Origin of the sequence: Pandoraea anapnoica, assembly GCF_902459765.1 — a bacterium.
GTDB classification, from domain to species: Bacteria; Pseudomonadota; Gammaproteobacteria; order Burkholderiales; family Burkholderiaceae; genus Pandoraea; species Pandoraea anapnoica.
Genome location: NZ_CABPSP010000002.1, coordinates 223,015 through 242,988, shown reverse-complemented (window position 1 = coordinate 242,988; position 19,974 = coordinate 223,015). Strand labels below are relative to the sequence as shown.

General features: G+C 61.8%; 13 protein-coding genes and 2 tRNA genes. 8 read left to right on the top strand and 7 right to left on the bottom strand.

What is annotated here, in order from left to right; all coding sequences use genetic code 11:
- The first annotated feature begins 123 nt into the window (after positions 1-123).
- The 5 genes from lon (at position 124) to PAN31117_RS27680 (ending at position 5,341) form a co-directional block, all read left to right on the top strand.
- On the top strand, positions 124-2,544 hold the full coding sequence (gene lon / locus PAN31117_RS04220; protein WP_150737112.1) for an endopeptidase La: 2,421 nt from the start codon (positions 124-126) through the stop codon (positions 2,542-2,544).
- 266 nt (positions 2,545-2,810) lie between these two features.
- Positions 2,811-3,113, top strand: a complete 303-nt coding sequence (locus PAN31117_RS04215; protein WP_484549327.1) for an HU family DNA-binding protein — start codon at positions 2,811-2,813, stop codon at positions 3,111-3,113.
- Between the two features lie 53 nt (positions 3,114-3,166).
- A tRNA-Val gene (locus PAN31117_RS04210) sits at positions 3,167-3,242 on the top strand.
- A 14-nt stretch (positions 3,243-3,256) separates the two neighbouring features.
- Positions 3,257-3,333: transfer RNA gene (locus PAN31117_RS04205), tRNA-Asp, on the top strand.
- Between the two features lie 82 nt (positions 3,334-3,415).
- Positions 3,416-5,341: a SurA N-terminal domain-containing protein gene (locus PAN31117_RS27680; RefSeq protein WP_150737111.1), complete on the top strand. Its 1,926-nt coding sequence runs from the start codon at positions 3,416-3,418 to the stop codon at positions 5,339-5,341.
- 69 nt (positions 5,342-5,410) lie between these two features.
- Here PAN31117_RS27680 and PAN31117_RS04195 read toward each other — a convergent pair whose 3' ends face one another.
- Positions 5,411-6,070, bottom strand: a complete 660-nt coding sequence (locus PAN31117_RS04195) for an arylesterase (RefSeq protein ID WP_150737110.1) — start codon at positions 6,068-6,070, stop codon at positions 5,411-5,413.
- A gap of 52 nt (positions 6,071-6,122) precedes the next feature.
- Here PAN31117_RS04195 and PAN31117_RS04190 point away from each other — a divergent pair, with 52 nt between their 5' ends.
- Positions 6,123-6,815: an ABC transporter ATP-binding protein gene (locus PAN31117_RS04190; RefSeq protein ID WP_150737109.1), complete on the top strand. Its 693-nt coding sequence runs from the start codon at positions 6,123-6,125 to the stop codon at positions 6,813-6,815.
- A gap of 129 nt (positions 6,816-6,944) precedes the next feature.
- Here the strand turns inward: PAN31117_RS04190 and pgi are convergent, their stop codons facing one another.
- The 3 genes from pgi to PAN31117_RS04175 all read right to left on the bottom strand — a co-directional run bounded on the left by pgi (position 6,945) and on the right by PAN31117_RS04175 (position 11,989).
- Positions 6,945-8,603, bottom strand: coding sequence for a glucose-6-phosphate isomerase (gene pgi / locus PAN31117_RS04185; RefSeq protein WP_150737108.1), 1,659 nt, complete (start codon positions 8,601-8,603; stop codon positions 6,945-6,947).
- Between the two features lie 157 nt (positions 8,604-8,760).
- On the bottom strand, positions 8,761-10,470 hold the full coding sequence (locus PAN31117_RS04180; protein ID WP_150737107.1) for an NAD(P)H-hydrate dehydratase: 1,710 nt from the start codon (positions 10,468-10,470) through the stop codon (positions 8,761-8,763).
- Between the two features lie 244 nt (positions 10,471-10,714).
- Positions 10,715-11,989, bottom strand: coding sequence for a D-amino acid dehydrogenase (locus PAN31117_RS04175; RefSeq protein ID WP_150737106.1), 1,275 nt, complete (start codon positions 11,987-11,989; stop codon positions 10,715-10,717).
- Positions 11,990-12,254: 265 nt separating this feature from the next.
- On the opposite strand from PAN31117_RS04175, the gene purL reads away from it, so the two are divergent.
- A complete protein-coding gene (gene purL, locus PAN31117_RS04170) occupies positions 12,255-16,286 on the top strand; it encodes a phosphoribosylformylglycinamidine synthase (RefSeq protein ID WP_150737105.1) in 4,032 nt (1,343 codons plus the stop codon).
- A gap of 208 nt (positions 16,287-16,494) precedes the next feature.
- On the top strand, positions 16,495-18,087 hold the full coding sequence (locus PAN31117_RS04165) for a hypothetical protein (protein WP_150737104.1): 1,593 nt from the start codon (positions 16,495-16,497) through the stop codon (positions 18,085-18,087).
- Between the two features lie 117 nt (positions 18,088-18,204).
- Here the strand turns inward: PAN31117_RS04165 and PAN31117_RS04160 are convergent, their stop codons facing one another.
- From PAN31117_RS04160 to PAN31117_RS04150, 3 genes are all read right to left on the bottom strand, one after another.
- Positions 18,205-18,999 (bottom strand): peptidylprolyl isomerase, encoded by a 795-nt coding sequence (locus PAN31117_RS04160; protein WP_150737103.1) that lies wholly within the window; start codon positions 18,997-18,999, stop codon positions 18,205-18,207.
- A gap of 62 nt (positions 19,000-19,061) precedes the next feature.
- Positions 19,062-19,325: a BolA family protein gene (locus tag PAN31117_RS04155; protein ID WP_150737102.1), complete on the bottom strand. Its 264-nt coding sequence runs from the start codon at positions 19,323-19,325 to the stop codon at positions 19,062-19,064.
- A 25-nt stretch (positions 19,326-19,350) separates the two neighbouring features.
- Positions 19,351-19,884 carry a septation protein A gene (locus tag PAN31117_RS04150; protein WP_150737101.1) on the bottom strand — a complete coding sequence of 178 codons (534 nt, stop codon included), beginning with the start codon at positions 19,882-19,884 and terminating at the stop codon, positions 19,351-19,353.
- Positions 19,885-19,974: the final 90 nt, after the last annotated feature.

Here is a 19,974-nt window from a genome sequence, read left to right as displayed (position 1 = left end):
ACGGGCAATGAAACCCCGAGTGGTGCAACTTGTTGGCGAAAGGGCTTTCCCAGCCTCTTGTAATTCTCGCCGGCGGCCTCAATTAGCTGGAACACAACGGTATCGTTAAATATGGGGAACGAGATGTCAGGCACCCAAATCCTCCCGCCCGAAGCGATTCAACTGCCCCTGTTGCCTCTGCGCGACGTGGTCGTGTTTCCGCACATGGTGATTCCCCTTTTCGTGGGGCGTCCGAAATCGATTAAAGCGCTTGAAACCGCGATGGAAGGCGGCAAGCACATCATGCTGGTCGCGCAGAAAGCTGCGGCCAAGGACGAGCCCACGTCCAAGGATCTCTACGAGATCGGCTGCGTGGCGAACATCCTGCAAATGCTCAAACTGCCCGATGGCACCGTCAAGGTGCTCGTCGAAGGGATTCAGCGCGCCCGCACCCTGAGTGTGGACGAAGAAGAAACCCAGTTCACGTCGGAAGTCATGCCGCTTGAGCCGGACGACGGCAATTCGCCGGAATCCGAGGCCCTGCGTCGTGCGATCGTGGCGCAGTTCGATCAGTACGTGAAGCTCAACAAGAAGATTCCGCCGGAGATCCTGACGTCGCTGTCGGGGATCGACGAAGCGGGTCGTCTGGCTGACACCATCGCTGCACACCTGCCCCTCAAGCTGGAGCAGAAGCAGAAGATTCTGGAGATGTTCCCGGTCATCGAGCGCCTTGAGCATTTGCTCGCGCAGCTCGAGAGCGAGATCGACATTCTCCAGGTGGAAAAGCGCATTCGTGGCCGCGTAAAGCGCCAGATGGAAAAGAGCCAGCGCGAGTACTACCTGAACGAGCAGGTCAAGGCGATCCAGAAGGAACTGGGCGAAGGCGAAGAGGGTGCGGATCTCGAAGAACTCGAGAAGCGCATCAAGGCCGCGCATCTGCCCAAGGAAGCTAAAAAGAAGGCCGACGCCGAACTCAAGAAGCTCAAGCTGATGTCTCCGATGTCGGCGGAAGCCACCGTCGTGCGTAACTACATCGACACGCTGGTTGGCCTGCCGTGGCGCAAGAAGAGCAAGGTGAACAACGACCTGACGAACGCCGAGAAGGTGCTCGACGAAGACCACTTCGGTCTCGAGAAGGTTAAGGAACGCATCCTTGAGTATCTTGCTGTGCAACAGCGCGTGGACAAGGTCAAGGCGCCGATCCTGTGCCTGGTCGGGCCCCCCGGTGTGGGTAAGACCTCGCTTGGTCAGTCGATCGCGCGTGCCACGAACCGAAAGTTCGTGCGTATGGCGCTGGGCGGCGTGCGTGACGAGGCCGAGATTCGCGGTCACCGTCGCACGTACATCGGTTCGATGCCCGGCAAGATTTTGCAGAGCCTGTCGAAGGTCGCCGTGCGCAACCCGCTGTTCCTGCTCGACGAAGTGGACAAGATGGGTATGGACTTCCGTGGCGACCCGAGCTCGGCACTGCTCGAAGTGCTCGATCCGGAACAGAACCACACGTTCTCGGACCACTACGTCGAAGTCGACTTCGATCTGTCGGATGTGATGTTCGTGGCGACGTCGAACTCGCTGAACATTCCGGCGCCGCTGCTCGACCGTATGGAAGTGATCCGTCTGTCGGGTTATACGGAAGACGAGAAGGTCAACATCGCCCAGCGTTATCTGCTGCCGAAGCAGAAGAAGAACAATGGGTTGAAGGAAGGCGAAATCGATCTGACGGAAGCCGCGATTCGCGACATCATTCGTTACTACACGCGTGAAGCGGGCGTGCGTTCGCTTGAGCGTGAAATCTCGAAGATCTGCCGCAAGGTCGTGAAGATGTTGCTGCTCAAGAAGGTCGATGGCTCGTCGATCAAGGTTGACGCAGGCAATCTCGACAACTTCCTCGGCGTGCGCAAGTTCGACTTCGGTCTGGCAATGAAGGAAAACCAGATCGGTCAGGTCACGGGCCTGGCGTGGACGGAAGTCGGTGGCGATCTGCTGACGATCGAAGCTGCACTGATGCCTGGCAAGGGCAACATCATCCGCACGGGTTCGCTCGGCGACGTGATGAAAGAGTCGGTCGAAGCTGCACGCTCGGTGGTGCGTTCGCGTGCACGTCGTCTCGGCGTGTCCGACGAGCAGTTCGAGAAGAAGGACATCCACATCCACGTGCCCGAAGGCGCGACGCCGAAGGACGGTCCGTCTGCCGGTATTGCGATGACAACGGCGCTCGTGTCGGTGCTCACCGGGATTCCGGTGCGTGCGGATGTCGCGATGACCGGTGAGATCACGCTGCGCGGCGAAGTGCTGCCGATCGGCGGGCTCAAGGAGAAGCTGCTCGCAGCACATCGCGGTGGCATCAAGCTCGTGTTGATTCCGGAAGAGAACGTGAAGGATCTCGCAGAGATTCCCGATACGGTCAAGAACGCGCTGGAGATCGTGCCGGTGCGCTGGATCGACAAGGTGCTTGAACTCGCACTGGAGCATGCACCGACGCCGCTGCCGGAAGAAGAAGCCAAGGCAGCGCCTGTGACGCCGAATGCAGACGCAAGCGGCAAGCAGGAAGTCATCAAGCACTAAAAGCGGGTTTCGTTGGGCGACTGATCGCAGTGCGGTCGTCGCCTGATAGAAAAACGTTCAAAAAGCTCGGGGTTTTCCCCGGGCTTTTTTTATTCACGCAAAGTGCTCGAAAATAACGTCCGGCAAGCACTGATTCAGGAGTGCTTCCGATGCAGTCAGAACGCCGCAAAACGGCTTGACATCAGGGTTTGCGGCTTGTCTAATGGCAAAGCCAGCGGACCTCTCAGATCAATGTCAAGGCGCGCAAAGAGCGCCTCCGCGGCTCAATCGCCTACTATCCTTGCAAGGGGGTTACAGTGAATAAGACGGAACTGATCGAGCACATCTCTGAACAGGCAGATATTTCGAAAGCTGCTGCAGGCCGATCGCTTGACGCATTGGTGGGTGCAGTAAAGAAAGCGCTGAAGAAGGGTGACGACGTGACGCTGGTCGGCTTTGGCACGTTCCATCTCGCCAAGCGCGCCGCTCGTACGGGACGCAATCCGCGCACAGGTGAACCCATCAAGATCAAGGCGGCGAAGGTTCCGAAATTTCGCCCTGGCAAAGATCTTAAAGATGCAGTAAACTAACGAGCTTTCCTGCTTCGGCAAGAAGCAGCAAGAACAAGACTAAAATCAGGAACGGGTGCTTAGCTCAGTTGGTAGAGCGGCGCCCTTACAAGGCGTAGGTCGGGGGTTCGAGCCCCTCAGCACCCACCAGTTCCAGATCTTGGGGAGCGGTAGTTCAGTTGGTTAGAATACCGGCCTGTCACGCCGGGGGTCGCGGGTTCGAGCCCCGTCCGCTCCGCCAAATTGTGAAAAGGCGAACTTCGGTTCGCCTTTTTTGCCATATAGCGTCATAAAACGCATCCAGACGACTCTTCCGATTTCGTATGTTCGACTTCATTCGCCGTCACCAACGCTTGGTCCTCATCTTCCTGACGGTGCTGATCGTCCCGTCGTTCGTGGTGTTTGGCGTTCATGGCTGGCAGGAATACGCCTCGGATGCCGGTACGATCGCCAAGGTCGGCGATCAGACCGTGACGCGCCAGGAGTACGACAGTGTGCTTCGCGCGCAAACGGAGCGCATGCAGCAGATGTTCGGCGGCGCCGTCGACGCGAGCCAGATCAACACGCCGGAAATGCGCAGTGCTGTGCTGGACAATTTGATCCAGCAAAAGCTGCTGCAACAAGAAACCCTCAAGAAGAATCTGTCGGTGCCCGATGCGCAAGTGCGCGAGGCGCTGCTCGCCATTCCGGCAATTGCGCAGCTGCGCCGTGCAGACGGTTCGATCGATCAGGCCGCTTACGAGCAATTGCTGTCCGCGCAGAACCTGACGCCGCAGCGTCTCGAAGCGCAGATTCGTTTCGAGCTGGCGTCGAATCAGTTGCCGTCGAGCGTGCAGGCGAGCGCCATGCTGCCGAAGACGGTGCTCGAACGTTTCGCACAATTGCGTTCGCAGCAGCGCGAAGTGTCGGCGCTGGACTTCCCGCTGACGGACTTTGCCGGCAAGATCGTGCCGACGCAGCAACAGATCCAGGCATATTACGACGCGCACAAAGCCGCATTCCAGACGCCTGAGTCGGCTGAGATCCAGTACGTGGTACTCGATCCGAAGGCCATGCCGACGTCGGCGCAAACCGCGCCGAGCGACGATGTGCTGCGCAAGATGTACAACGACAATCTGAAGCAATACACGACGCAGGAAGAGCGCCGTGCATCGCACATTCTGATTGCGTCGCCGGCAGATGCGTCGCCGGCCGACCACGCCAAGGCGAAGGCGAAGGCTGACGCGATCCTCGCGCAGATCAAGAAGAATCCGAACGACTTCGCCAAGCTGGCCAGCGAGAACTCGGAAGACCCGGGTTCTAAGGGCAACGGCGGCGACCTCGGCTTCTTCGCGCGCGACGCTATGGTCAAGCCGTTTGCCGATGCCGCATTCGCACTCAAGAGCGAAGGTGAAGTGAGCGATGTCGTAAAGAGTGACTTCGGTTATCACATCATCAAGCTCACGGGCATCAAGCCGGCGCAGACGAAATCGTTCGACGAAGTGAAGTCGCAACTGGCCGATCAGTATCGTCAGCAAGAAGCCGCGAAGGGCTACGCCAAGCTCGCGGACCAGTTCACGAACGCGGTGTACGAGCAGCCGGACAGCCTGCAACCGGTGGCTGACAAGCTGAACCTGAAGGTGCAGACCGCCAAGGTGACGCGTACGCCGGATGCTGCACTCGCCCAGAGCCCGCTCGGCAACGAAAAGCTGCTCAAGGCTGTGTTTGGCGACGAGTCGCTCAAAAACAAGCGTAATACCGAGGCTGTGGATGTGGGACAGGGCGTGCTGGTGTCGGCCCGCATCGTGACGTATCACCCGGCTGCCACGCCGCCGCTCGATCAGATCGAAGCACAGGTGAAGCAGAAGGCGATTGCCGATCTCGCCGAACAGGAAGCCAAGAAGGCTGGCGAAGCGAAACTGGAAGCGCTCAAGAAGGGTGGCGATGCGACATTCGGTGCTGCGCAAACCGTCTCGCGCGACAATCCGGGCAAGCTGGTGCCGACGGCACTCACCGCCATTTTTGGTGCGGACACGAGCAAGTTGCCCGCCTATGTGGGTGTGTCGCTGGGCGAAGGTCAGGGCTACGCCGTGTATCGCATCAGCAAGGTGTCGCAACCGGCAACGCAAGATCCGCAGCGTCTGGCGGCCGAAGCGCAACAGCTCAGCCAACTCGCTGCACAGGCCGAGTGGAACGCCTGGGTGGGTGATCTGCGGGCGCGCTCGAAGGTCAAGGTCGTGAACGACGTGACTAAGGCGGCGAGCAACTGATCGCCTGAGAATCGCATAGCGTGCGATCCATCAGCCAAAAGAAAACGGCCAACTGAGTTGGCCGTTTTTTTATGCGCCGGACTTTGGCGCCCGTGAGTCTGCGGCTTTCGCGGGTGGTTTGGCGGACGTTGCTGCGGCGGCGGGTTTGAGCAGCGGTTTCACCGTCGGCCAGACGTTTTGCAGAATCTGCGGATGCGCCTTGGCGAGCGGATGAATCTGGTCTTGCTGGAACCAGTCCTGATGTTCGATGACGCCCGCCAGCAGGAACGGCACGTAGCCGGTCTTTTCCTGTTTGGCGATGGTCGAGAACATGGTGAAGAATTGCTCGCTATAGTCGGGACCGTAGTTCGGCGGGATGCGCATGCCGACCACGATCACACGGCTGCCGACCTTACGCGACGCGGCGATCATCTCGCGTAGATTGTTGCGAGTGAGATCGAGCGGAATGCCGCGCAGCGCGTCGTTGCCCCCTAGTTCGATGATGGTCACGGCGGGGTGATAGCGTTCGAGCAACGGGGCGAGACGGGAGCGCCCGCCGCTCGTCGTGTCGCCACTGATACTGGCATTCACGACGTTATAATCGTAGCCACTCTGCGTGATTGTCTGCTGCATCAGATTGACCCAGCCGGCACCGCGCGCGATGCCATATTCCGCCGAAAGGCTGTCGCCCACGACGAGAATTGTCGGCGCGCCAGAACTTGCCGCGTTCGCCGCGGTCCCTGTCAGCATGCACCAGCCAACGGCGGCTGATGCGGCCAATTTCAAGAACTCTCTTCTTGCCATGTCGTTTTCCGAAAACGTTATTGAAGTGCGGGGCCTGGGCAAACGGTTGCGCGACGCCACCGGCGAGCTAGTCATTTTGCAGGATATCGACTTCTCCGTCGCGAAGGGCCAGAGCGTGGCCATCGTGGGAGCGTCGGGGTCCGGAAAGTCCACGCTGCTCGGTCTGATGGCCGGGCTCGATACTGCGACCGACGGCAGCATCACGCTGCTGGGCAAGTCGCTCGGTGAGCTTGACGAAGAGGGGCGCGCCGCGTTGCGACGGGGGGCCGTCGGCTTCGTCTTCCAGTCGTTTCAGCTGATGCCGCACCTGACTGCGCTCGAAAACGTAATGTTGCCGCTCGAGCTGTTGGGTGAGACACGGGAGATTCGCAATCGTGCCGTCAAATTGCTGGAACAGGTAGGTTTGGGGGCACGCCTGACCCACTATCCGAAGCAACTCTCGGGCGGTGAGCAGCAGCGTGTGGCGCTCGCACGCGCGTTCGTGACGGCGCCTGCCGTGCTGTTCGCCGACGAGCCGACAGGCAGTCTCGACACGGCCACGGGCGAGCGGGTCATCGAACTGATGTTTTCGCTCAACGAGGCCAGTGGCGCGACGTTGGTGCTGGTGACGCACGATCTGGCGATTGCGCAGCGTTGTGATGCCACGGTGCAGCTTGCGGGTGGACGCGTCGTGAATGGTGCGGCGATCTGACGCTGGGTTCTGATGACGTCCCGCCTGTCTGATGTCACCCGAAACAAAAAGGAGAAGCCGCAATGGCTTCTCCTTTCATTTGCATAAGGCAATGTCAGAGGATATTGCCGGAAGGTCTCCGGCATCGTGTTACCTCTTCTTCTTTAGGGCTTGCCCTGCAATACGGATCAGCGATGCCGTCGAGGCGTCGTGGGCATCCGGTTTGAGCGAATCCGGATCGACGAGCTCCGACTCAATCGCGCGGCACAGCGTCTTGCCCAGTTCCACGCCCCATTGATCGAACGGATTGATATTCCAGATCGAGGCCTGCACGAACACCTTGTGCTCGTAGAGTGCGATCAACGCGCCAAGGCGTTCTGGCGTCAGCTTATCGATTACCAGCGTATTGCTGGGACGATTACCTTCGAACGCGCGTTGTGCGCCCAGGGGGCCACCGGCTTGTTCGGGCGTCGCCATCGAGCCGCCCTGAAGCAATGCTTCGCTTTGCGCAAAGCAGTTGGCAAGCAGCTTGCGATGGTGGTCGAGGTAGGCTGGCTGGTCGTATTGCGGCTCCAGCACGGCGATGAAATCGATAGGCACAAGCGTCGTGCCCTGATGCAGCATCTGGAAGTAGGCGTGCTGGCCATTCGTGCCCGGCTCCCCCCAGATGATCGGCGCTGTCTGCCAGGCGACGGGTGAGCCGTCGATCTGCACGGACTTGCCGTTACTCTCCATGTCGAGCTGCTGGAGGTACGGCGGCAGCTTTTGCAGCGCGTCGGTGTACGGTGCGATGGAAAGCGTCTGTGCGTCGAAGAAATTGCGATACCAGATGCCCAGCAGGCCGAGTAGTACCGGCATGTTGGCTTCGAGCGGCGCATGACGGAAGTGTTCATCCATCGCATGCGCACCGGCGAGCAGCGCCTCGAAATGCTGAGCGCCCAGATACAGCATGACGATCAGGCCGACGGACGACCACAGCGAGTAACGTCCACCCACCCATTCGCCGAACTGGAACACGTTCTCGCGAAGAATCCCGAATCTCATCGCCTCGTCCACATTGGTCGAGACCGCGACGAAATGCTTGTCGAGATCGCCCTCAGGGATGCCGTTTTGAATGAGCCACGCGCGAATGGTGCGCGCGTTCGTCATGGTTTCGAGCGTTGTGAATGTCTTCGAGCAAACTACGACGAGCGTGGCTTCGGGGTCGAGCGTTGGCAATGTGCGCGCAAGTTCGGTCGGGTCGATATTGGCGATGAAGTGTGCCGAGAGATCCTCGCGTCCGTAGACGGCGAGGGCGTCGCATACCATGCGAGGGCCAAGGTCCGAGCCGCCGATGCCGACGTTGATCAGATGTTTGATGCGTTTGCCCGTCGCGCCGACCCAGCGGCCGTCACGCACGCGTTCGCTGAAGTCGTGCATGCGCGAGAGCGTCTCGCATACGCCGCTGCTGACCTCGCCCGAACTGTCGCGAAACGTTACCCCTTTGGGGGCGCGCAGTGCGATGTGAAGTGCTGCACGATCTTCCGTAACGTTGACATGTGCACCGGCCCACATGGCATCGCGCTTGGCCGGCACGTGGCACTCGCGCGCGAGATGCGTGAGGAGCGTGCGTGTCTTGTCTGTAATGCGGTTCTTCGAATAGTCGAGATACAGTCCCGCCGCGTGCAACGAAAAGCTCTCGACACGCGCATTGGCCCCGGCGCCGGCAAACCAGTCGCGCATGTGTTGTGCGGCGATTTCGTCACGATGTGCGATTAGGGTGCGCCAGGCAGGAAGTTGGTCCGGACGAGCGGATGTCTTGTACGGCATGTGCGATATGACCATTTCGATAAAGCGAAGTATAACGGGAGTCACCGCGAAATCGCGCTGAAATGCGCCCTGAGGGGCGAGACGGCGAAGTACTCGAATCAAACGCGTCTGACTCAGTCGTCTTTAACGGCAACGTATGCTGTTAGGCAGTGCAACCTCAATTGCCGCCACCTCGAATCCCGCGAGGTGATGCAACCCTCTGCGCCCCACGTGCGGAATCGTTCAACAGTTCAGCCAGTTCGGTGCGGATCGCCGGCAAGAGTTCCGATGCCGTCAGACCCGCTGGCCCCGCACCTTCTCGCACGCAACGCTCGGCTGCGCGCCCGTGAATCCATACGCCTGCCAGCGCGGCTTGCGTCGCAGGCATGCCTTGCGCAAGCAGCGCACCGATGACGCCGGTCAGCACGTCGCCGGTACCGGCCGTCGCCAGCCCGGCATTACCGGTCGTATTGATCCATGTCGTTGCACCATCGTCTACGACAGTGCCCGATCCTTTGAGCACGACCGTCGCGCCAAAATGCTGTGCCAGCGCGCGTGCTGAGGCAAGTCGGTCCGACTGAATCCGGGCGACGTCGCAGCCTGCGAGCCGGGCGGCCTCCAACGGATGCGGCGTGATCACCGTCGGCCCGGCGCGGCGACGCACGCGTTCCGCAAGCGCCGGTTCGGCGGCCAGCAGGTTGAGTGCGTCGGCATCGATCACCAGTGGCGTATCGTCCAGTGCCAATGCTCGGGAGAGGCAAGCGGCGGAGGCAGCCGACGTCCCCAGTCCGGGGCCGACGGACACCGCCTGCATGGTTGCAAGGTCGAGACTTTCGGCGTGCCGCAGCATCAGTTCGGGATGCACCGGATCCCACGCCGGGGCGTCGTGCGCGACGAACCCCACATACACGCGACCGGCGCCGGACATCAGGCCTGTGCGCGCAGAGAGCATGGGGGCGCCCACCATGCCATCAAAGCCGCCGAGGACGGTCAGCGAACCGTAGCTGCCCTTGTGCGACGCATGGTGACGATGTGGTAGATGCGTGCGAAACGCATCGGGCGCGATCGTGGCGATGGGCGATCGCGCCGGTACTTCCGCGAATGCGTCGTGGGCGCCCAGTGTGGCAACGAGCACGTCGCCCGCGACATCGCGCCCGATGCCGGTAAAGAGTCCCGGGCAGGCACCGATCATCGCGATCGTCGCATCGGCTTGGATGACCGGCCCACCCGCCATGCCGGTGGCGGCAAGCAGCCCGCTAGGAATGTCGATGGCTAGCACTGGCGTGCCTTCTGCGTGTGCGTAGGCAATGTTATCGACCAGTGCGGCGGCCGCGCCGTCGAGCGGGCGGGACAGGCCGATGCCGAACAGGCCGTCGACAATCCACGCGTAAGCCGTCGGCTGCGGCCAGGTGGTCGGCGCAGGCTGCACCGGCACGCCAGCGGCGAGGGCTTCGCCGAGCGCCCAGCGGGCGTCGTCTGCCGAGGGTGGCGAGAGTTGCCACACGTCGATCAGCACGCCTCGACGGTGCAATTCGCGAGCGGCAATGTAAGCGTCTCCGCCGTTGTTCCCGGGGCCGGCGAGCAGCAGTACGGGTTGACGACCTGCGCTTGCGAGGGCGGGGAGGCGACCGTAAAGCCAATGTGCAATAGCCGCCCCGGCGCGCGCCATCAGGGTGTGGGGGGGCAGTTTGGCGGCGGCGGCGCGCTCCACGTCGCGCAGCGTGTCGGGGAGAGACAGATCAAGCGACGCGGTGGCAGTAGCGGTCGTCGATACGGTGTCGGGAAGGGAGTGCGGGCTCGCGTTAGCCGCAGACGCAGCATCTGCCAAATCGGCGGGTGGGTCCGTGGGCAGATCGGCGGGTGAGTCGACGCGCGGGGAATCGGACATGGCAGGCGAAGCTCCCGGAAGCTAGGGCAATGGACGCGGCGTCGCAGCGCACGACGGGCCTCGTTCGATGCCTGTCTGGGGGCAGACGCGTCGGGGGATGTCGTCGCACTTGGCGTGCCTATCGGGCCATTATGCCGTCAACGCGCCGCTTCGACTGTCAGCATGAATCCCGACACTGTGTCGGCAATCTCCGACGCGGCGTCCCGGGCGGGAATGGGGAAGATCCCCAGTCGTTTCTGCCCGGTTACCGGTCGTATCGAGCGAGCGTCAGCCCGTTCAGATCGATATCTGGCGTTTGTCCGGAGATGATGTCGGCGAGTACGCGTCCCGAGCCGCAGGCCATCGCCCAGCCGGTCGAGCCGTGGCCGACATTGAGGAAAATGCCGGGCAGATGCGTCGCGCCGAGCAGCGGCGGGCCATCCGGCAGCATCGGACGCGCACCGACCCACGCCCGCGCCTCGCGGTATTTGCCTGCACCGGGGAACCAGTCGGTTGCTACCTTGTAAAGCGTGGCGATGGCGCGCTCGCGCAGCAAAAGTTGCGTGTCGCCCAGCTCTGCCGTGCCCGCAATGCGTAAGCGGTTGCCCTGCGGGGTGATGGCGGTCTTGTACGACTCGTCCATGACGGCGATTCGCGGGCTGAACAGTTCGGTCTTCACCGGCACCGTGATCGAGTAGCCCTTGATCGGCCACAGCGGCAGGTCGATACCGAGCGGGCGCAGCAGCGTCGTGCTCGCCACGCCTGCGGCGATCACGACGGCGTCCGCTTCGAGCGTCGAGGTTTGCCCCGTCTGGGCGGTACTGGCCGTCTCGACGCTGACACCGGCACGGCCAATGTTCGGCCGCACGGAGAGGACCGTCGTCTCGGCGGCGAGCGTGACGCCCATGTCGCGTGCGATCTGGGCAAGGCGCTTGGTGAACAGCGGGCAGTTCCCGGTCTCGTCGCGCGGCAGATGCAGGCCGCCGGCAAGCTGAGCATCGGTGGAAATGGCAGGTTCGAGCTTGCGGCACTCCTCGGCGCTCAGCAGTCGGTGCGGCACTTCATTCTCGGCGAGCATGGCGCGCGCCGGCTCGTTCATCTTGATTTCGCGTTCGGTGCGGAACAATTGCAGATAGCCCTGCGTATGTTCGTATTCGAAGATGTGAGATTCACGCAGTTCGTGGAGGCAGCGCTGGCTATAGAACGCAAGACGCTGCATGCGTTCGCGATTGGCGCGATAGCGGTCGATCTTGCACTCGCGCAGCCAGCGGGCAGCCCAGCGCCATGTGCCGGCCGACAGGCCGGGGCGGAAGATGAGTGGGCTGGCGGAGCTGAACATGTAGCCCAGCAGCTTGCGCGGCATGCCGGGCGCGGCCCAGGGCGTGACGTAGCCCGGGGCGATGACGCCTGCGTTGCCGAAGCTGCTCTCTTGCGCAACCGTGCTATTGCGCTCGACGAGCGTAACCGTGTGCCCCGCGGCGGCCAGATAGTAGGCAGTACACGTGCCAATGACCCCGCCGCCGATAACGATGACCTTCATTCCCAACCGTCTGGTGTGTGGCGAACGCCCGTTCGTTCGCTTGTTAGTGTCGTTTTTTGACGTGCCGCATGGCCGGCGAGCTGCATGAACCGGGTTTTGCGGCCCGCGTGGATACGGGGCGCATAGGTTACCAGAGAGACGCCCTCACAGGGCGGGACACAACGCAGATTGCCTGTCGCGCACTCGGGTATAACCCGGGGTAAGCAGGGTATAATCCCGGTTTGTCGTTCCCCCGCGTTCTGAACGCCTCGCCTTCCGTCCTTCCATGACTCACATTGCCTGCTTCGCCGGCGCCTTGGCGCTCTCCGAATTCCGCCAGCAACGTCTTCTGCAGACCCTGCAAGCCATCGACAGTTCGATCGTGCGCATCGATGCGCGCTACGTCCACCTGGTCGCCAGCGCCGAGCCGCTGTCGGGTGACGATGTCGCTCGCGTCGCCGGTCTGCTCACTTACGGTGAACCGATGCGCGAAGAGCCGGTGGGTGACCAACTGCTGGTGATTCCGCGTCTGGGTACGATTTCGCCGTGGGCAAGCAAGGCGACGGATATCGCCCGCAACTGCGGCATCGATCATGTGCGCCGTATCGAGCGCGCAGTGGAATACACGATTGGCGTGAAGTCGGGCCTGCTGGGCGGCAAGAAGTCGCTCGCCGCCGACGTGCTCGCCCGAGTGGCCTCCGTCCTGCACGACCGCATGACCGAAACCGTCGTCGCGACGCGCAAGGATGCCGAGGCGCTCTTCGTCGAACTGCCGGCCAAGCCGCTGCAGACGGTCGACGTGATCGGCGTGGGCCGCAGCGCGCTCGAAGCGGCGAACCGCGATCTGGGTCTGGCGCTGGCCGAAGACGAAATCGACTATCTGGTCGACGCGTTCACCACCCTGAAGCGCAATCCGACCGACGTCGAACTGATGATGTTCGCGCAGGCCAACAGCGAGCACTGCCGTCACAAGATTTTCAATGCCGACTGGACCATCGACGGCGAGCGTCAGGACCTGACGCTGTTCAAGATGATCAAGAACACGCACCAACTGCACCCGCAGGGCACGGTGGTGGCGTATTCGGACAACGCTTCGGTGATGGAAGGCGCCGAAGTCGAGCGCTGGTATCCGCGCGGTGCCGACGGCAAGTACGGCCGCAGCGTCGAACTGACGCACACGCTGATGAAGGTCGAGACGCACAACCACCCGACGGCGATTTCGCCGTTCCCTGGCGCGTCGACGGGCGCGGGCGGTGAGATTCGCGACGAAGGTGCGACGGGCCGTGGATCCACGCCGAAGTCCGGTCTGACGGGTTTCACCGTCTCGAATCTGGCGCTGCCGGATGCGCGTGAATCGTGGGAAAACGACCGCGACGTGGCCGTGCCGCCGTCGCTGCGCAAGCCCGACGACACCGGTGCCGAATACGGTCGCCCGGACCGAATCGCGTCGCCGCTGCAAATCATGATCGACGGCCCGCTCGGCGGTGCTGCGTTCAACAACGAGTTCGGCCGTCCGAATCTGGGCGGCTACTTCCGTACCTACGAGCAGAATGTGGGCGGTCGTGTGCGTGGCTATCACAAGCCGATCATGATCGCGGGCGGCATGGGCAACATCGCCGCGCAACATACGCACAAGCATGACCTGCCGGCCGGCACGCTGCTGATCCAGATCGGCGGCCCGGGCATGCGCATCGGGATGGGCGGCGGTGCGGCCAGCTCGATGGCGACGGGCACCAACACGGCCGAACTCGACTTCGACTCGGTGCAGCGTGGCAACCCGGAAATCGAGCGCCGTGCGCAGGAAGTCATCAACTGGTGCTGGCGTCAGGGCGAAGCCAACCCGATCCTGTCGATTCACGATGTGGGCGCAGGTGGCATCTCGAATGCATTCCCCGAACTGGTCGACGGCGCAGGCAAGGGCGCACGTTTCGATTTGCGTCAGGTGCAGTTGGAAGAGTCGGGCATGTCGCCCGCCGAAATCTGGAGTAACGAAGCGCAGGAGCGCTACGTGCTCGCCATCGCACCGGACAGCTTCCCGGCATTCCAGGAAATCTGCCAGCGCGAGCGTTGCCCGGTGGCGGTCGTGGGTGTCGCTACGGACGAGCGTCAACTGAAGCTGGTCGATCCGATGCATCCGGAATCGCCGGACCCGGTCGACATGCCGATGGACGTGCTGCTCGGCAAGCCGCCGCGCATGCACCGTAGCGTCACGCGTGTGAAGCAAGAACTCCCGCCGGTGGATGTCACCGGCCTGTCGCTGGACGAAGTGGCGCGTGCCGTGCTACGTCACCCGACGGTAGCGAGCAAGTCGTTCCTCATCACCATTGGCGATCGTACCGTGGGCGGCCTGACGGCACGCGACCAGATGGTCGGCCCGTGGCAGGTGCCGGTGGCCGACTGCGCCATCTCGCTGATGGACTTCGCGGGTTATCGCGGCGAAGCGATGACGATGGGCGAGCGCACGCCGCTGGCGGTGATCGATGCACCGGCATCGGGCCGCATGGCGGTCGGTGAAGCCATCACCAACATTGCCGCAGCACCGATTACGTCGCTGGACCAGATCAAGCTGTCGGCCAACTGGATGGCCGCGTGCGGCACCGAAGGCGAAGACGCTGCGCTGTTCGACACGGTGAAGGCCGTCGGCATGGAACTGTGCCCGGCGCTGGGTCTGTCGATTCCGGTCGGCAAGGATTCGCTGTCGATGCGTACGAAGTGGGACGACGCCGGTCGCAACAAGGATGTTGTCGCGCCTGTGTCGCTGATCGTGTCGGCATTCGCACCGGTCGAAGACGTTCGCGGCCATCTCACGCCGCAACTGCGCTCGGTCGCTGACGCAGGCGAGACGGTCCTGATCGCCATCGATCTGGGCCACAACAAGAACCGTCTGGGCGGCAGTATCCTCGCGCAGGTGACGCAGCAGATCGGCGATGTGACGCCCGATCTGGACGATCCGGCGGATCTCAAGCGTTTCTTCGACGCCATCCAGAAACTCAACAGCGACGGCAAGCTGCTCGCGTACCACGATCGTTCGGACGGCGGTCTGTTCGCCACAGTTGCTGAAATGGCATTCGCCGGTCACGTCGGCGTGTCGCTCAACGTCGACATGCTTACGCTCGACGAAGGCTTCGAGTCGGATTATGGCGACGCCAAGGATTGGGCGAAGCAGACCGTCGGCCGTCGCGAAGACAAGACGCTGCGCGCGCTGTTCTCGGAAGAGCTCGGTGGCGTGATTCAGGTGCGTGCTTCGGAGCGCGACGCTGTGTTGCAGACGCTGCGTGAAGCGGGTCTGTCGTCGTGCACGAACGTGATCGGCAAGCCGAACACGAGCGACGTCATCGAAATCTATCGCGATGCCAAGAAGGTCTTTGGTGCGTCGCGCGCCGAACTGCAACGCGTGTGGACGGAAGTGAGCTGGCGCATTGCGCGTCTGCGCGACAATCCGGCCGCAGCGGACGCCGAGTACGAAGCGCTGAACGATACGAGCGACCCGGGCCTCTCGCCGAAGGTGACGTTCGATCCGAGGGAAGACATCGCGGCACCGTTCATTTCGTCGGGCGCGCGTCCGAAGGTGGCCGTCCTGCGCGAGCAGGGTGTGAACTCCCATCTGGAAATGGCCTACGTGCTGGACAAGGCTGGTTTCGAGGCCTACGACGTGCACATGAGCGATCTGCTCGCGGGCCGTCACTCGCTCGAAGCATTCAAGGGCTTCATCGCTTGCGGCGGTTTCTCGTACGGCGATACGCTGGGTGCAGGTGAAGGCTGGGCGAAGACGATCCTGTTCAATCCGTCGCTGGCCGAGCAATTCGCGGGCTTCTTCAATCGCGCCGACACATTCGCGCTGGGCGTGTGCAACGGTTGCCAGATGATGAGCAACCTGTCGAACCTGATTCCGGGTGCGGCGGCATGGCCGAAGTTCACGTACAACCAATCGAAGTACGAAGCGCGTCTGACGCAAGTGGAAGTGCTCGATTCGCCGTCGCTGTTCTTTAAGGACATGGCCGGCTCGCAATTGCCGATCGTGATCGCACACGGTGAGGGCTTTGCCAACTTCGGTCAGCAGGGCAACATCGATCAGGCGATTGCTGCGATGCGTTTCGTCGACCATCGTGGCCAGCCGACCGAGCAATATCCGTTCAACCCGAACGGTTCGCCTCGCGGTCTCACTGCAGTCACGACCGGCGACGGCCGATTCACGGTGATGATGCCGCATCCGGAGCGCGTGTTCCGCACCGTGCAGATGAGCTGGGCGCCGGAGCATTGGGGCGAAGACAGCCCGTGGATGCGTATGTTCCGTAACGCGCGCCGCTGGGTGGCCTAAAGCGTTAAATGAGGCGTCACGCATGACCGAATGACGTCGCGCGTGATAGGCACGTCTGAAAGACCGCCTTTCCCGAGAAGGGGAAGGCGGTTTTTTTACGTCCGAAGCCTCCATCGCCTGACGTCATGACCTGTCAAGGTTGACAGTTGTTGGCCGTTCTCGCGGCGTGGCCCAATGAGCGCGGGCGGACTTCTCGCGAGACAGTGTCATGGCGACTATCATTTCCCGCTGTGTTGCGGGTTTGTGCGCTTGCGCCTTGCGGTGCTTGCTGACGCTGGCATCCATCGGCATCGCCATGCACTGCGCGCAGGCGTTTGCCGTCTCCGGTTCGGATGTCGCGAAACTGATCAACCAACGATACGACTCGCGCGTCGAAAGATGCGCAGTCGACCGCCCGATATGGATGTGTAGTGGCCTGATCGTGCGTCCGCTCACGGGCGGTGCTTCGCAGCAGTTTGCGGCATTGAGCGCAGCGGAAACGCAGACCCAGTCGGTCAATCTCGCGTTTGTGCGAGGCGACTTGCGCTCGACGTCGTTGGGGGCCACGGCGGGTTTCATTCTTGCCGATGGACTGACCGCGACGGGTTGGCATAAGCCCTTCGACGTGCGCTGCGTGTATCCATTTTCGGTGAGCCCGCCGGGGACTTCCGGGTCGCACGGTTGCGACCTGCTGGGGAGCGCGCCGCCGATCCCGCCGGACTGGAGCTCGTGCGCGGCGAACGCCGTGATCGATGCAACATCGTGGGTCGCACACTTCGTTGCGAATGGCCAGAACGTGCTGCGTCAGTGCTCGCTGAGTGCATACATCGCCTCACAGTTTAACGTAGCGATGCAGGCGCACGAACAGGTGTCCGATGCACTCGCGCAGACATCTCTGTCGCTGTTGAGCGCGGCATGGAATCCGGCTGCACCGTCAAGCATCCCCATTCAGGCGTTCTATTACGACGTCGGCACACCTGGCCAGCTATTGCAGGCACAGCGCTACCAAATTCAGTACTTCACGGCGACTGGCGAATGGATGCCGATCCTGCGTGTGGCGTTCGTGCCGGGGCAAGGCGCTACATTCGGCTTCGACGAGACCGAGCAGATGGATGAGGGTTTTCGTGTCGCGGAGCAACTGACGAAGCGATATGCCGACACGTCACCGGACTGCAATGGCGGGACAAAGGCGGCGTATTACTGCAACGGGGTTTTGATTCGTATCGTCGCTATCAAGGATATGCCGATCTGGAATCCGCGTGCGGACTATATCGTTCGGGACGGCGTGTCTTTCAGCTTCCTACGCATCGATGCCAAGGTGACGTCACTGATCAGCGGGCGTGGAGGGACAGGGTTCATCATGAAGGAATTCAATGCGCCAACGGCTCAGGCGCTGGTCATGAAATGCGCATTTCCTGCCGACGGTGGAACCGCTGGGCGTCCCGACAGCTGTCTTGCTGCGGGCCAGACGAGGTACTGCGATGCACTTGGTGTCACGACTTACGCGGCTTGGCTGAACGCACGTTGCCCATTTCAAGCGACGCCAGCGCAATTTCAACTGAGTGTTACGGTGCGGCGCGATTATGTCAGCCCGGGGGCTTGGAATGAGCAGACGTTCAAACCGTGGCCTCCCAATATTCCTGAAAAGCTTCCATTAGAGGCCTTCGTTAATGTCGGAGACGGCGGAGCCGATGCTCGCGTGGTGCAACAAGGCTACTTCAATGCCACGGGACGCTTCTTGCCGATCATTCGCGTCAATGTCGTCGCTGCACCGGCGAGCATTTTTACCTATGTTCCGGGCGACCAGATCGGGGCGAACTAAGGTGCGGGGGCGATACGCTGTGTTTCATCGGCATGTTCGCTGCCCGATCAGCCAACAGCCGAACAAACAAAAATCCCGCCGAAAGGCGGGATTTTCGTATTGAATTGCGGCGCTGCCTTACTGAATCTTAGCCTTCTTTTCCAGGCCTTCGATAAAGCTTTGCAGCTTCTCTTCCTGCATCTGCTGCACGAGCTGCGGCTTGACGTCTGCGAGCGGCGGAATCTGCGCGTCGCGCACGTCGTCCAGTTCAAGCACGTGGTAGCCGAACTGCGTCTTCACCGGCGATTGCGAATACTGGCCCTTTTGCAGCTTTTGCAACGCGTCGGCGAACTCAGGCACGTAGGCATTGGCCGGCGACCAGTCGAGGTCGCCACCGTTTTGTGCCGAACCCGGATCCTTCGAGTACTGCTTGGCGAGGTCGGCGAATTTCGCGCCGCCCTTGAGCTTGGCGATGATGTCCTTGGCCGTGTCTTCGCTCGGCACCAGAATGTGGCGTGCGTGATATTCCTTGTCGCCGAACTGCTTCTTCAACTGGTCGTAACGCGCTTGCAGGTCAGCGTCCGTCACCGGCGACGTCTTCTGGAAGTCGGTGATGAGCGCGCGGATCAGCACGCCTTGCTCGGCCAGCTTGAGCTGCTGCTTGACGCCCGGGTCCGTAGCAAGCCCCTTGCTGATGGCTGCCTGCGCGAGCACTTCGCGCTTGACCAGTTCTTCGCGCACCTGCTGTTGCAGTTGCGGCGAGTTCGGCTGACCCTGACGGACCATCTCGCGCAACATGGCGTCGGCGCGGGCCACAGGCACCGGCGTGCCATTCACGACGGCAACGTTCTGGGCGAGGGCGGGGAGGGTGACGGCGGTCAGCGACACGGCTGCGCCGAGCGCCAGTGCCGTGCGGGCGAGTTTCAATGCCATGCTGTTTTTCCTAACGAATGACGAAGGCAAGATTAATCGACGGGGGACGCGTCGCAGGCTAGTTACGCTTCGCCAGGGGCGAGCGCAACGATGGCGAGGGCGTGAATGCCGTTCTGCATCAAATCGGCTAGCGCATCATACACCAGGCGGTGACGCGCAACGCGGTTACGTCCGGTAAACGCGGCGGATACGATGCGCACGTTGTAATGCCCGCCCGAGGCGGCGCCAGCGTGTCCGGCGTGCCGTGCGCTATCGTTCTCAAGCACAAACTCGAGGGGGGAGAGCGCAGCAGTGAGCCGCGCTTCGATTTGCTGTTCCATGGTCATGGCGGAGGCTTCCTGACAGACGACGTTACTCGTCCTGTTTGATGTACTTCGCGAGCCACAGGCTCTGCACGACGATGAACACGACCATGAGGCCCATGCCGCCGAAGAGCTTGAAGTCGACCCACGTGTCGGTGGAGAAGTGATAGGCGATGACCAGATTGAGCACGCCCATCGCGAGGAAGAAGAGCGCCCAGCTGAAGTTCACGGCGCGCCACAGATGCTCGGGGAGCGCCATTTGCTTTTCCATCATCGCGCGAATCAGATTCTTGTCGAACATCAGTTCGGCGACGAACAGCGTGATGCCGAAGAGCCAGTAAAGCGCGGTGGGCTTCCACTTGATGAAGGTCTCGTCGTGCAGCAGCATGGTCGCGCCGCCGAACACCACGATAATCGCAAGACTCACCCATTGCATGGGTTCCACCTTGCGGTGGCGCAACCACATCCAGATAACCTGAGCAATCGTCGTGACGATCGCGATGCCGGTCGCAACGTAAATGCCGGCGAATTTGAAGGCGACAAAAAACAGGATGACCGGTAACAGGTCGAAGAGAAATTTCATGAAGTCTCGGCTTGGGGGCTTCGGAGGTTTCCGCCCCCGGCGCAATGGCCGGGGCGCAAACCCGCATTATATTTCAAAGGGCCAGCTTCA

Excerpts from the sequence above, each read along its gene's own strand:
- PAN31117_RS04155 (WP_150737102.1), bottom strand. The coding sequence starts at position 19,325 with ATGACCATGGAACAGCAAATCGAAGCGCGGCTCACTGCTGCGCTCTCC.
- PAN31117_RS27680 (WP_150737111.1), top strand. The coding sequence starts at position 3,416 with ATGTTCGACTTCATTCGCCGTCACCAACGCTTGGTCCTCATCTTCCTG.
- pgi (WP_150737108.1), bottom strand. The coding sequence starts at position 8,603 with ATGCCGTACAAGACATCCGCTCGTCCGGACCAACTTCCTGCCTGGCGC.
- PAN31117_RS04165 (WP_150737104.1), top strand. The coding sequence starts at position 16,495 with ATGGCGACTATCATTTCCCGCTGTGTTGCGGGTTTGTGCGCTTGCGCC.
- PAN31117_RS04160 (WP_150737103.1), bottom strand. The coding sequence starts at position 18,999 with ATGGCATTGAAACTCGCCCGCACGGCACTGGCGCTCGGCGCAGCCGTG.
- PAN31117_RS04180 (WP_150737107.1), bottom strand. The coding sequence starts at position 10,470 with ATGTCCGATTCCCCGCGCGTCGACTCACCCGCCGATCTGCCCACGGAC.
- lon (WP_150737112.1), top strand. The coding sequence starts at position 124 with ATGTCAGGCACCCAAATCCTCCCGCCCGAAGCGATTCAACTGCCCCTG.
- PAN31117_RS04150 (WP_150737101.1), bottom strand. The coding sequence starts at position 19,884 with ATGAAATTTCTCTTCGACCTGTTACCGGTCATCCTGTTTTTTGTCGCC.
- PAN31117_RS04195 (WP_150737110.1), bottom strand. The coding sequence starts at position 6,070 with ATGCTGACAGGGACCGCGGCGAACGCGGCAAGTTCTGGCGCGCCGACA.
- PAN31117_RS04175 (WP_150737106.1), bottom strand. The coding sequence starts at position 11,989 with ATGAAGGTCATCGTTATCGGCGGCGGGGTCATTGGCACGTGTACTGCC.
- purL (WP_150737105.1), top strand. The coding sequence starts at position 12,255 with ATGACTCACATTGCCTGCTTCGCCGGCGCCTTGGCGCTCTCCGAATTC.
- PAN31117_RS04190 (WP_150737109.1), top strand. The coding sequence starts at position 6,123 with ATGTCGTTTTCCGAAAACGTTATTGAAGTGCGGGGCCTGGGCAAACGG.